Below are 13,365 nucleotides of genomic sequence, written 5' to 3'. Positions count from 1 at the left end.
ATGGGGGGACGTATGCGCGCTTTAGCAGAACTGATCATGCGGGGACGGGCCGCTGCCATTGCCGTGGCAGTGATCGCCTGTGCCGTGCCGATGATGTTCTGGTTGAGTGCAGCAGCAGTAGCATTGGTAACCCTGCGCCGTGGCTGGCAAGACGGGCTCCAGATATTTATCTGGGCTCTGTTACCGGCCGGCGTCTGGGCCTGGATGGGGCAACCTTCCGCGTTGTTCTGCCTGGTGGGCACCATGGCCATGGCCTGCAGCCTGCGCCGCACGGCTTCATGGCCTGTGGCGTTAATGGCGCTGGTACCGGCCGGTGGCCTGATGGCGCTGGTCATCAGCGACTATTACGCACCACAGGTTGCCCATGCCATGGAAATCCTGCGGCAGCTGTATGGCCCGAACCTCGAGACACTGTTTCCCGAGGGTGCCAATCTCAGCCAGGAACAGATCCTTACACTGCTGAAAACCAGCTTTGTCCGGACAGCCAGCTTTATTATTGCCGGCGGCGCCGTACTGGCGTTGATTCTGGCCCGTGGCTGGCAGGCCATGCTCTATAATCCCGGCGGTTTCAGGACAGAGTTTCATCGCCTGCGCCTGACGCCGATGGTGACCGTTGTATTGTTGGGACTGTGGCTTCTGGCCATGTCCAGCACCAGCCTGGTCACCGCCGCGATACAGCCAGTCCTGCTGATGCCATTACTGGTCGCAGGTATTGCGCTGATGCATGGTCTCGCGGGGCTGCGTGGATTTGGCAAAGCCTGGCTGCTGCCGTTTTATGTGCTGCTGCTCGCATTTTACCCTGTGGTTGTATTGCTAGCCTGCCTTGACAGCCTGTTGGACTTTCGGGGACGCCTCGAAAACAGGATGCAAGGTTAAATCGATGCACTGTTCAACAGGTTCAAGGTAGATTAAGAGGTAAGCGAGATGGAAGTTATTCTTCTGGAAAAAATCGCCAATCTGGGCGATCTGGGTACTCAGGTTAAGGTCAAGGCCGGTTACGGTCGTAACTACCTGATCCCTTTCGGCAAGGCTGTGCCTGCCACCAAGGCTAACATTGCTGATTTCGACGCGCGTCGTGCAGAGCTGGAACAAGCGGCTGCCGCCAAGCTGGCTGAAGCCGAGAAGCGTGCTGCTTCCCTGGCTGAAATCGAGCTGACCATCACTGCCAAGGCCGGTGATGAAGGCAAGCTGTTCGGCTCCATCGGCACCCGTGACCTGGCTGACGCCATCACTTCTGCCGGCGTTGAAGTCGCCAAGAGCGAAGTTCGCATGCCTACCGGTCCTATCCGTATGGTTGGCGAATATGACATCGCTGTACAGCTGCACTCCGACGTAGCATCCAGCGTCAAGGTATTCATCGAAGCCGAGTAATCGTTTTCGATCACACCTGTGATGTAAAAAACGCCTGTGCCTGCACAGGCGTTTTTTTATTCCCTTAGTTTTAGATAGATAACTATCAATACAAACAGGCCTGTTATTTCTACTTAGCAACAAAAAAATCACTACGTTGTCCATAGGCGTATTCACCGCCATTCATGTAAGCCTTATGTACACTGAACATGCTTCACAGCGCAGGAGTCCCCATCACACACACCAGAGACACTCTGAACCCTGTGAATCATCAAGGTATTCCAGATATCGCGCACGAGATACCCTTCCACCAACCTATAGCTTTTTAAGTAGCCCTCAAGGCAGAGCTGTTCAAACCAGCTCCACAGATAATCTTCATCAAAACATCAGGGAGATCATAGATGCCTATGAACGGATGATTACCCAGCATCTTGGCGCAAATACATTCACACTGCTCGAACAAAGAAGGATAGAACCAGCAATAAGAGGCGAACTACTTAAGCAACAAGAGCGAATTATTGAACTAAAAAAGAACGCTGACGCACGTCTTCCTGAAATAAGAGAACAGAATCTACGATTTCAATGCCTCATTCTACAATGCCTACCAAATCTGACCGTATATTTATACAAAAGAGTCAATAGCGCCATCCATCAATGTATGTATCTATGTAGGGAACTATCATTCCGGAATAAGGAATCCCTGCACCAATGTATCGAAAAGTTCGCTTACTGCCACCAGCACCTTTTCGTTACACTCATCAACCACAAACATTTTAAATTTCAATTTTATAACTGCATGACATCAGAGATAGAAATACATCAAGAATTAAACCTTAACAGAGCCATAAATAACTTTTTCGTATTAAAATATTACAGACGATACTGCACATATATACCTGCGAATAAACAACAAAACATTAAACTGCACTTAAAAAATGCTGAAAGACACATTAAAGCTTATGAATTTATAGACGAAAATATAAACGATCTGAATAGAATGTGCGACATCGTCTTTCAGTATATTTATGACACTGAAAAACTAAGCCAACTAGAAGCATTAACACAACAGTTCCACTCTCAGGTAGAGCAACATTTTGGATATACTCAATACCTCTATTTCCAAGCAGGATACGCCCCAGACATAGTCAACAAACTACGAAGTTCAAAAAGAAAACTCATTGAAAGCATGTGCACATGCAACAAATTAGATAGAAGATTGATTCCATTATACTTAATATTTCAATCTCAATGTCTTAAAATCGCAAGTGATACAGATGTCGATACCCTTAACAGAGCATTAGACACCATTGAATTTTTTGTTCGTACACATTATTACCACCAGCATTCCATCTCGGGTGCCGCTGAACAAGCAATACGTCTTTTCACTGAATGCCACTTACATTTTTTCAAAGTCTTATTTAACTCGCGGCATGCTTATCGCTTCATGCAAGCATTCATTAAACAACAGAAAGAAGATAAAACGCGGCACGCATTAAACACTCACTTTCTTGCCTATCTCTATTTCACTGATTTTTTCAATGATGATCTATTGCGATTCATGCCAGAAGAGGAACTTAAACGCATGCAAGAACAACATCATGAAATCAGGACTCAAATTGACACCATGCCAAACATGAACCATAGAGCAGTACAATTAGAGATGATAATGCAAAAAGCACGCGATCATCTCCTGCAGCGTACATTGCCAGAAACACCTAGCGCAACAGCAGCTGAAACTGAAGAACCTGCATTAGAAGCATCTAAACAAGAAATACCCGAACAGAAAAAAATACCTGAGCCGGTATATGATGAAGCTTCAATGATTGAAGGCATCATGCATATGGGTATTGAAGACATTCAACAATTACTAACCGATCCTTCTGCCATAGCGAATGTCTATCCCCGGACCTCAGAACAAAAAACTGGCGAATAACCATATACACCATGACTTGATTGATCTTCATCTATTGGTTCAACTGCACCTTTGTCTTTTGTTCATTCAGGGATACTATAAAGCCTACAGCCACTTTTCAGTTACACCTACGATAGCGAGTACATGTTAGAAGCAGCCCATCATCCCGAATTGCCCATTGACGAGGCCATGGCCAGCCTGAAGACCCCGCCGCACTCCATTGAGGCGGAGCAGTCGGTACTGGGCGGCCTGATGCTGGACAACGATGCCTGGGACCATGTCGCAGAGAAGATCGGCTCCGTGGATTTCTATAATCCCGCACATAAAAAGATCTTCGAGTGTATTGAAGAGCTGGCCAAAGCGTCCAACCCGTTCGATCCGGTCACGCTGGCCGGAGAACTGGAACGACGCAGCCTGCTGAGTGAATGTGGTGGCATCCCCTACCTGACGGAACTGGTAGAAAGCATTCCCAGTGTTGCCAACATCCGTGCTTACGCCGGGATGGTCTACGAACGGGCGGTGTTACGGCGCCTGATCAGCGCCTCCCAGAGCATTGCCGACACCGCCTACAACCCGGAAGGCCGCAGCAGTGATGACCTGCTGGAAATGGCGGAACGCGCCATCTTCCAGATCGCGGAAGACCGGGCCAAGGAAGGCGGCCCCATCGATATGCGGGAGCTGTTGAAAAAAGCCATCGACAAGATTGATGAACTGTTCAACACCGGCGACGCCATTACCGGTATCACAACCGGCTTCACGGATCTCGACGAAATGACCTCGGGGCTGCAACCGTCTGACATGATCGTCGTGGCGGCCCGTCCCTCCATGGGCAAGACCACCTTTGCCATGAACCTGGTGGAAAATGCACTGATGGCAACGGACAAAAGTGTCGTCGTCTTCAGCCTGGAAATGCCTGCTGAGCAGTTGATGATGCGTAGCCTTTCATCACTGGGACGCATCAACCAGGGCAAGGTGAGAACCGGGAAACTGGAAGAAGACGACTGGCCCCGTCTGTCGTCAGCCGTAGAGAGACTGAAAGATAAAAAGCTGTTCATTGACGATACCGCCGGTATCAGTCCCCAGGAAATGCGTTCCCGGCTCCGACGTATTGTGCGCGAACACGGCGACCTGGCGCTGATCATGGTGGATTACCTGCAGCTGATGCAGATCCCCGGATTCAGTGAAGGGCGTACCAACGAGATTTCTGAAATCTCCCGTTCCCTCAAGGCCATGGCCAAAGAGTTCAAGGTACCAGTAATCGCCCTGTCCCAGCTTAACCGTTCATTGGAGCAGCGCCCCAACAAACGACCCGTGAACTCGGACCTGCGGGAATCCGGCGCGATCGAGCAGGACGCCGACGTCATCATGTTCATCTATCGGGACGAAGTGTATAACCCGGATACTGAGTACAAGGGTGTCGGCGAAATCATTATCGGGAAGCAGCGTAACGGCCCCATCGGCAGCGTACGACTGGCCTTTATCGGCCAGTACACCCGGTTTGAGAACCTGGCGCCGGGTGCTTACAGCGACTTTGATGAATAACAACCTGCGCCACTGAACGTGGCGCAAGTCAGTTCCCGGGATCAGACAGACTGCGCCAGCGCCTGATCCAGATCCGCGAGAATATCGTCAACATGTTCAATACCGATGGACAGGCGCACCATATCCCGGCTGACACCTGCAGCTACCAGTTCCTCATCATCCAGCTGCCGGTGGGTCGTTGAAGCCGGATGGCAGGCCAGCGACTTGGCATCGCCGATATTGACCAGTCGCGTGACCAGCTGCAACCCATCGATAAATCGTGCGCCTGCCACCTGACCGCCTTTAATCCCGAAACTGAGAATGCCGGAAGGCTGACCATTCAGGTATTTCTGGCAGAGTGGGTGATCCGGGCTATCCGGAAGCCCCGCATAATTCACCCATTCCACCTGATCATGATCACGCAGGAATTCGGCGACTTTCAGTGCATTCTCACAATGACGCTCCATACGTAACGCCAGTGTTTCCAATCCCTGCAAAATCATGAAGGCATTCATGGGTGATATGGCCGCACCGGTATTACGCAACGGCACAACGCGGGCGCGTCCAATAAACGCTGCCGGGCCAAGCGCCTCGGTATAAACGACACCGTGATAAGAAGGATCAGGTTCGTTTAGCACAGGAAAGCGATCCTTGTGATCAGCCCACGGGAATTTACCGGAATCCACAATGACACCGCCAATGGTTGTGCCATGCCCGCCCATATATTTAGTGAGAGAATGGACGACAATATCCGCACCATGTTCGATGGGCCGCCATAACGCCGGTGATGCGACAGTGTTATCCACAATCAGTGGAACCCCCTGCGCGTGAACCGCATTCGCCAGTGCTTCAATATCGACAATATTCCCCAGGGGATTACCGATACTTTCACAGAACACGGCCTTGGTGTTTGCATCAATCAAATCCACCAGCGCATCAATGTCATCATGGGGTGCGAAACGCACTTCAATCCCCTGCTTGGGCAGTGTATGAGCGAACAGGTTATAGGTACCGCCATACAGTTTGTTGATGCTGACAATATTGTCGCCCGCTTCCGCAATGGTCTGGATCGCATAAGTGATGGCTGCCATACCCGATGAGAGCGCCAGGCCGGCAATACCACCTTCCATCGCCGCCACCCGCTGTTCCAGCACCGCTGTGGTCGGGTTCATGATGCGGGTATAGATGTTGCCTTCAACTTTCAGGTCAAACAGGTCAGCGCCATGCTGGGTATTGTCGAAGGCGTAAGAGGTTGTTTGATAAATGGGAACGGCAACAGCCTTGGTCGTAGGATCTGGTGAATATCCGGCGTGAATGGCTTGAGTTTCCAGCTTCATCGTTATTCTGCCCTGGTTTATTGTTGGGGGTTATTGACCGGGAACGGGCAGCATACCCAAAAAAAACGCGGTATTGAATCAATGAAAGCGTCAGGAAGAACAGCTTACTTCCAGTGAAGCGCCCCAATCCGGCGGTAATCCCGCATAAGTCTCCTGTTCAGGCCATTCTGCATAGGGATCACTGAGCAATGCCAACAGATTATCGACCTCGCTATAGTCACCGGCTTCTGCCTGATCAATGGCGATCTGTGCCATGTAATTGCGCATTACATATTTAGGGTTTACCTGCTGCATTGCACGTCGACGTTCAGACGCTGAGTCTTTTTCAGCAGATAAGCGAACGTCATAGTTCTTACACCATTGATCAAAAGCATCACGATCAACAAACAGATCTCTCAGCAAAGCATTATCACCATCCGGTTCATAATCACAGAGTCGCCGGAAGAACAGCGTGTAATCTGTTTTGCTACTCTGCATCAATGTAAACAGTTGATCGAACAGACGACTGTCGTTTTCCTTCGATACAAACAGCCCAGCCTTTCTACGAATCAGGATCGAATAGGTTTCAGCAAAAGCATCAGGATACTGCGCAAGAATTCCTTTAATAACATCCACATCATTATTGAATAACGGCGACAATGCCTGGCCAAGACAAGCGCAGTTCCAGTAACCGATATCGGGTTGCTGATTAAATGCATAGCGGCCCTGGAAATCCGAATGGTTGCAGATGTGCCCTGCATCAAACGCTTCCATAAAGCCAAAGGGACCATAATCCAGTGTCAGTCCAAGAATGGACATATTGTCGGTATTCATAACGCCGTGACAGAACCCAACAGCCTGCCATTGCGCAATCATCGCAGCAGTGCGCTTGACGACTTCATGATAAAAACGTTCGTAGCAATCTGCCTCATTGGCCAATGCCGGGAAGTGCTCGGCAATCACAAAATCCGCCAGCTGTTTGAGTTCTGCGTGCTTGTTGCGGTAATAGAAATATTCAAAAGTACCGAAGCGCACATGACTCTGGGCAACCCGGAGAATGGTCGCCCCTCGCTCCATCTTTTCACGTTGCACCGGCGTGTCGCTGTCTACCAGGCACAGGGCGCGCGTCGTCGGAATACCCAGCCCATGCATGGCTTCACTGCATAAATACTCACGAATGGAAGAACGCAATACCGCCCGACCATCCCCTTGCCGGGAATACGGCGTATGGCCAGAACCTTTCAGATGCAGATCCCATTTCTCGCCCTGGTGATTTCTGACTTCCCCCAGCAACAGCGCCCGACCATCTCCCAACCGTGGCACATAAACACCAAACTGATGGCCGGCATACACCATAGCAAGTGGATCAGCATCCGCTGGCACATGCTGCCCTGCGGTTACAGCCAGCATGCCTGCATGATCGTCCGGATCCAGATCCAGTAACTGGGCAACGCGGGTATTCACACTGACCAGGCGCGGATTCTCCAGCGCCTGTGGCGTCACTTTTGAGTAGAAGACATCCGGCAGCTGTGAATAACCGTTATCGAAAACCAGGTGATCAAAGCAGGGCATGCAAAATCCTGTGCGTCAGATTTTCCGAGCATGGTACTGGGTTATTCTGCGTCCTGCATCCCATCCTGCGCGACACGCCAGAGAATCTGTTCATAATCTCCCCCAAAATCCACCCGGCTGACATCCGCAATGCGGTAACTGTCGACATCCTGCTCAAACCGGGCATCCGGGGTAATGCATTTCAGGTAGAGTGATCCCTGGCTGGTAATGACCACCCTGCCAATCCAGCAGATATCGGGCTCCAGGGATTCCTGGTGGATTGTCACCAGGGGCGAACTCTGGCTGATGGATTGCAGCGCGCTCTCCATGGACGACATATTCACAATACCTGGATGAACGGGGTGTTGCTGACGTAACTCAAGCGCTTTTTCAATAAAGCCGTGGTGGGGCATGGGCTGTTCGATATTGGTGATATCAGACTGCCGCAGCAACTGGTAGCCATCCAGGCTGATACGGTCATTGATCAACTGCAGCAGTAACAGTTCCTGACTCTGTTCGATCACAAACCCATTGGACCAGGCGCCCTCGCCCTCAATGGATTCACGAAACACCCGAACCAACGCATTCAAAGGCAACGGTCTGACTGACACAAGATTCTCCGGGAACACGTCCGTGAAGGCACGACCCTCTTTCAACGTCGTTCAGTATGAAAGAAGACATCCTGCTTGGGCCAGGCGACAGTGATGTTGTGTTCACTGAACAGGGTCTGGATCCGGGTATTGAGGGCGTCACGCACCCTCAAACGCTCGTCCACATGGGTGACATAGACCCGCAATTCATAGTGCAACGCACTGTCGCCATACTCCATAAACAATGCCAGAGGTTCCGGTTTCTCGACAACCCCGGGATGCTCACGGGCCGCCTCCAGCAGCAGTTTCTGTACCTGCACAGGGTCTTCTTCGTGGGCGACATAATACGGCAGGATCACGCGGACCACTGAACTGCTGAGGGACCAGTTGATCAGTTTTTCATTCACCAGCATCTTGTTGGGAATGATGATTTCCTTGTTATCCCAGTCGGTGACCGTGGTGGAACGGATTCGGATACGCGTCACTTCACCGGTAATTTCCCCCAGGGTAATGGTGTCGCCTATCCGGACAGGACGCTCAAACAGAATAATCAAACCCGAGAAAAAGTTGGCGACAATTTCCTGCAAACCGATACCAATCCCCAGACCCAGTGCCGCGACCAACCATTGCAGTTTATCCCAGCCGATGCCCAGTGTTGCCAGGGACAGGACAACACCCAACCCGGTAATGGTGTAGCTGAGCAAGGTGGTGGCGGCATAACTGTTACCGGGACGCAGGTTAAGCCGTGAGAGAATCGTGACCTCCAGTAAACCCGGCAGGTTTCGCGCCAGGATAAACATGGTCACCAGCACCAGAATACTGAGCAGCAGGTCACTGAGATAAACCGGTACATCGCCCTTAGCATCCCCCACTTCCCAGAGCGTAATGTTGTTCATGAAGTGAAGAAGACCAAACAGATCCTGCCACAGCCAGTACAACACCAGCAGTAAACCCACCACCATCAAGGCGTTGATCAGCCGCAGTGACTGTTGCTCCACAGTCGCCAGATCCAGGGTCGGCTCCTCAAATGACGCCGCATCCCCTTCTTCACTGCTGGCCGCCCGACGGGATATAGCGCGGGAATAGGCCAGGCGCCGTTCGGCCACGTGCAGGTTACGCTTGATCAGCGCCTGAATCATCACGGTAAGCCCAACCAGCAGCAGCGTACCCACCAGCTGATGCTGCATCTGCAAAGCGGTGTAATAGTAGCCGGATGCGGTGAGTGCCATCTGCCCCAGTGAAACCACCACCAGTCCGGACAAAATCATAAAATTCAGTAATTTCGAGCCCAGTAGCTCATCCGACGTTTTGACCATGCTGATGATGATCCAGGCCTGCAGCAATGAGCCGGTCATCAGCAATAGCATGCCGATCAGGTCATGCTCCAGCTCCGTTGACTGCCCCTTCGCCAGACTGACCACAAAAAACAGGGGCACCATCACCATGGCGAGGCGCCGCATCTGTCCCATAAGCGCCCGGCAGTCCCGTGCCAGCCAGCCAAAATGTTCCATGCCGATATCATGCGGGGCATACACATGGATACCCAGCAGCATCAGCAACCAGACAGGTGCGGTCTGAATCATGGCGCGCCCGAGGTTTTCTACCCCGGGCCATGGTGGCGTCCCACTGATCAGCGCCAGCCCGACCAGCATGAGCAACAATGGTGCCGGCAACACCTGCAGGAGACTTAAGGCTAACGCCTTGGGTGTATGTTTCAGGTTGTCATAGCGGATATGCCCGATATGTCGGGTCAAGGCACGCTGCATGGCATGCAGGTAACGTCTGCGCGAATGCAGCCAGGTGCAAAATGCCAGACAGAGTATGGTAATCAGCCAGTTGGTCCGCAGTGTTGTGTAGACGTGTGTCGCAATGCCTTTCCACGGAATCATCTCGAGCTGCTGGAACAGCCGGTCAGGCGCCGCCATCAGCCAGTCCATCCCCAGCTCATTATTACTGGCAATCCAGTAAAGGCGTTCTTTCAGGGTACGTGACAGGTCGCGCCCCAGGCTCAACAATTGTTGCTGATCCAGGTCCAGGCTGATCGCCGCCGTCAGCAGGTTACCCTGTTCGGTTGACAGGTCCTCCAGCAGTTTCTGTCGGGTACGCAGCAAGCGCAGCAGCTCTTTACGATCTGATTCACTCAAGGCAGTCTGGTTACCAGCGGATTCCAGCAGTTTATCCACATAGCGCTCAGGTGGACTGAGACGCTGTCTTTCCTGGTCATGATTAAATTTCTGCAATCGCGCCTGGGTGATGATATGCGGGATCTCCTTGTTAACGGAGATCTTGGGCAGTTTCATGCGACTTTCACGCAGCAACGCCGCCAACCGCGGATTTTCGCCCAGCAACACCGATTTCTGCTGCACACTCTGGCTGATCGCACTGACGTTCTTCAGCTGTTCCCTGACCCGCGTATTCTGTTCACTGATCTCACTGATGCGGTCGGTGATCGCCAGCAACTCCTGGCTCAGCTCCATGTTGATCACGGCTTCATTGCGGAGCAGTTCCCCCTTGCCTGCGCTGGAGCGGGTAATATGCGAGGCAATGGCCACCGCCGCTTCACTGGCCGCCCGCCGCTTGTAGTTGATGACGGTTTGCAGTGAAAGAACATCCAGCTCCAGCACCCGAACCTGCCGGGACAGCAGCACCTGCCGGGCAGTGATCAACTCCAGCCGGATACTGCTGTTGCGGATTTCCAGGTTCAGGCGATTATCCTGCTGCTGCAGTGCCGCCATCTCCGCCATGTACAGGGACTTTTTTGCTTCCACCAAGGCGCCGGCCGATGTTTCCGCCAACAGCAGATTCAGCTGCGAAGACAAGACTTTCAGGCGCTCCTGATTTTTACTGATAATCGTCTGGTTATTTTCCGGCCGTGCCCGCTCAATGGTGACCCGGCTATTGGTATTCGCCAGTTGGGTCTGGCGTTCAGAGAGTTCCGCCTGCCGGTCAATCAGGGCTTTCTTGAGATATTCAGGGGTTTGATGACGCAGTTTTTCCAGCAAATCCGTTTCGGTTGGAATCTCTGTGGATTTGATCTGTTCCTGAAGACGTGTTGTCTCCTCCGGTGCATCTTCCAGTTGCAGCAAGAGTTCATTCAACTGCTGCTGTTCACTGTCTGCCTGCTTGAGAAATAGCAGTGTCTGCTGGTAAATATCAGCCAGCGACTGCTTTTGCTCGGGCAACGGCTTATCCGCCGGCTTAAGGGTATCCAGTGCCTGGGTGATTGCCTCAATACTGGGGGGGCGGATGTCCGTGGGTAGCGGTGCCGGATTTCCGACGGCCTGCTCAATACTGAGAAAAAAAGCACAGCCAAACGCCAACGCCCAATGCACTCTGTACATGACTTCCCTGTCATTCTGTGAAGATTTGATGCCTATACAGAAAGTCTAGAAGTTGGCTGTCTGACTACCTACTTATCCTGTGAATAATTTTTTAAGCGTGAGATTGATCAAACACTCCCCAAAAACCACTCGTACTCAACGCCAGAAATCACCTTCTCAAAGGTCTCCAGCTCCTGATTTCGAATGGCCAGATACACCTCAACAAAGGCATCACCAAAATAGCGACGCAGAACCTCTGAGTTTTCCATGCGACGCATCGCATCCCGCAGGTTATCGGGCAAAGAACGGGGATGGGTTTCGCTGGCATTGCCAGTGGCTGCCGGGGGCGGCGTGATCTTTTCTGTCAGACCGTAGTGCATACCCGCCAGGATCGCCGCAACTACCAGGTACGGGTTGGCATCCGCACCGGGTACCCGATACTCAATCCGGGTATTCGCGGCATCGCAAGCCGGAATGCGAATCGCCGTCGAACGATTATCAAACCCCCAGGTCGGCGCGCAGGGCGTGAAGAACTCCGGTGCAAACCGACGGTAGGAATTCACATTCGGCGCCAGTAGCGCCATTGAATCGCCCATCAAAGCAAGCAATCCACCAATAGCCTGTTCCAGCACCTGGCTGACCTGATCATCAGTGCCAGCAAATGCATTGTTGCCCTGTGCATCCAGAAGGCTCATATGCACATGCATCCCGCAACCCGCCTGATCAGGATAAGGCTTAGCCATAAAAGTAGCCTCAACGCCATGACGCAACGCCACATTACGAATCACCCGCTTGAGCAGGATGGCATGGTCACAGGCCAACACGGGATCACCCACATGATGCAGATTCACTTCAAACTGGCCTGGCGCATATTCCGCGATAATGGAATCCGCCGGCAGTCCCTGCTCTCGGGCGGCAGCGATCACATCGGCCAGAAAGTCCGCATAATCATCCAGATTATCAATAGAGTAGACCTGCGTTTCCGATTCCCGCTTGCCGGTAGCCGGTGATAGGGGTGGCTGCGGCTTTTCGCCATCACGTTCCCGGTCAACAAGATAAAACTCCATTTCAACCGCAGTGACCGGCGTCAGCCCCAGCGCGCTGAATGCCTCGTAAATCGTCAGCAAACGGTGTCGGGGATCAGCAAAGAACGGTTCACCATTCAGCTCATGCATGGTCATCAGCAGCTGTCCGGTCGGCTGGCTCTGCCAGGGCACAATGCAGAGGCTTTCATCTACCGGAAAACAGAGTCGGTCCGGATCGCCCTGCTTCAGACCAAGCCCGGTTTCCTCAACGGTTTCACCCTGGATATTCAACCCAAACACAGACCCGGGAAGATAGACCCCCTTGTTGAACACCTTGGCCAGCACCGAGCGATCCACCCGTTTGCCACGGATCACACCATTAATATCTGGAATAAGTAGGTCAATGCGGGAGACTGACGCGTGCGTCTCAAGAAAGGAGGAAAAACCGGCTTCAGACTTTACTGCATCCATAACGGTATCCGTTTTGTTGTCATTATTCTTTGTCAGGGCACGGCTTCATGCGCGATGCCTTTTGGGGTAACGCTGAACGGGTTTGTAAAATATTTCAACCATTATTTTGGGTTCACCAGTAAATATCAGCCCAAAGGGGAAGTTAATACAGCCAGCGACGTCCGGATTAGCGCATCACACCCAAAAAACGCCCTGTCATAGGGCTTAAATCATCCGCTATTTTTGTATTTTTTTTGTAATTGCTTCATAAGGAAGCTGGCGCCGCGCGCGGTGCCACGGTTTTGGCACATTGGCAGAGCTCTTGCTTTT

9 protein-coding genes are annotated in these 13,365 nt (G+C 52.0%); 4 read left to right on the top strand and 5 right to left on the bottom strand.

Features of this window, described 5'->3' with window-relative positions; genetic code table 11:
* Positions 1-12 precede the first annotated feature (12 nt).
* From AC27K1_RS07105 to dnaB, 4 genes are all read left to right on the top strand, one after another.
* A complete protein-coding gene (locus AC27K1_RS07105) occupies positions 13-876 on the top strand; it encodes a hypothetical protein (protein WP_487149393.1) in 864 nt (287 codons plus the stop codon).
* Positions 877-924: 48 nt separating this feature from the next.
* Entirely contained in the window at positions 925-1,371 is a 447-nt protein-coding gene (rplI, locus tag AC27K1_RS07100) for a 50S ribosomal protein L9 (protein ID WP_487149392.1), read from the top strand.
* 175 nt (positions 1,372-1,546) lie between these two features.
* Positions 1,547-3,283: a hypothetical protein gene (locus tag AC27K1_RS07095; protein WP_487149390.1), complete on the top strand. Its 1,737-nt coding sequence runs from the start codon at positions 1,547-1,549 to the stop codon at positions 3,281-3,283.
* Positions 3,284-3,406: 123 nt separating this feature from the next.
* Entirely contained in the window at positions 3,407-4,804 is a 1,398-nt protein-coding gene (dnaB, locus tag AC27K1_RS07090; RefSeq protein ID WP_487149388.1) for a replicative DNA helicase, read from the top strand.
* 41 nt (positions 4,805-4,845) lie between these two features.
* On the opposite strand, the gene AC27K1_RS07085 is transcribed toward dnaB, so the two are convergent.
* The 5 genes from AC27K1_RS07085 to AC27K1_RS07065 form a co-directional block, all read right to left on the bottom strand.
* Entirely contained in the window at positions 4,846-6,120 is a 1,275-nt protein-coding gene (locus AC27K1_RS07085; RefSeq protein ID WP_487149386.1) for a bifunctional O-acetylhomoserine aminocarboxypropyltransferase/cysteine synthase, read from the bottom strand.
* A gap of 90 nt (positions 6,121-6,210) precedes the next feature.
* Positions 6,211-7,671 carry a protein adenylyltransferase SelO gene (locus AC27K1_RS07080; protein ID WP_487149384.1) on the bottom strand — a complete coding sequence of 487 codons (1,461 nt, stop codon included), beginning with the start codon at positions 7,669-7,671 and terminating at the stop codon, positions 6,211-6,213.
* Between the two features lie 41 nt (positions 7,672-7,712).
* Positions 7,713-8,261 (bottom strand): hypothetical protein, encoded by a 549-nt coding sequence (locus tag AC27K1_RS07075; RefSeq protein WP_487149382.1) that lies wholly within the window; start codon positions 8,259-8,261, stop codon positions 7,713-7,715.
* Positions 8,262-8,302: 41 nt separating this feature from the next.
* Positions 8,303-11,581, bottom strand: coding sequence for a mechanosensitive ion channel domain-containing protein (locus tag AC27K1_RS07070; protein WP_487149381.1), 3,279 nt, complete (start codon positions 11,579-11,581; stop codon positions 8,303-8,305).
* Positions 11,582-11,688: 107 nt separating this feature from the next.
* Positions 11,689-13,056, bottom strand: a complete 1,368-nt coding sequence (locus tag AC27K1_RS07065) for a glutamine synthetase family protein (protein WP_487149379.1) — start codon at positions 13,054-13,056, stop codon at positions 11,689-11,691.
* Positions 13,057-13,365: the final 309 nt, after the last annotated feature.

This window comes from Kistimonas ophiarachnellae (assembly GCF_057552235.1).
The sequence above is the reverse complement of the archived record's forward strand: the minus strand, read 5'-3'. Positions and strand labels throughout refer to the sequence as shown.

Excerpts from the sequence above, each read along its gene's own strand:
- AC27K1_RS07105 (WP_487149393.1), top strand. The coding sequence starts at position 13 with ATGCGCGCTTTAGCAGAACTGATCATGCGGGGACGGGCCGCTGCCATT.
- rplI (WP_487149392.1), top strand. The coding sequence starts at position 925 with ATGGAAGTTATTCTTCTGGAAAAAATCGCCAATCTGGGCGATCTGGGT.
- AC27K1_RS07095 (WP_487149390.1), top strand. The coding sequence starts at position 1,547 with ATGTACACTGAACATGCTTCACAGCGCAGGAGTCCCCATCACACACAC.
- dnaB (WP_487149388.1), top strand. The coding sequence starts at position 3,407 with ATGTTAGAAGCAGCCCATCATCCCGAATTGCCCATTGACGAGGCCATG.
- AC27K1_RS07085 (WP_487149386.1), bottom strand. The coding sequence starts at position 6,120 with ATGAAGCTGGAAACTCAAGCCATTCACGCCGGATATTCACCAGATCCT.
- AC27K1_RS07080 (WP_487149384.1), bottom strand. The coding sequence starts at position 7,671 with ATGCCCTGCTTTGATCACCTGGTTTTCGATAACGGTTATTCACAGCTG.
- AC27K1_RS07070 (WP_487149381.1), bottom strand. The coding sequence starts at position 11,581 with ATGTACAGAGTGCATTGGGCGTTGGCGTTTGGCTGTGCTTTTTTTCTC.
- AC27K1_RS07065 (WP_487149379.1), bottom strand. The coding sequence starts at position 13,056 with ATGGATGCAGTAAAGTCTGAAGCCGGTTTTTCCTCCTTTCTTGAGACG.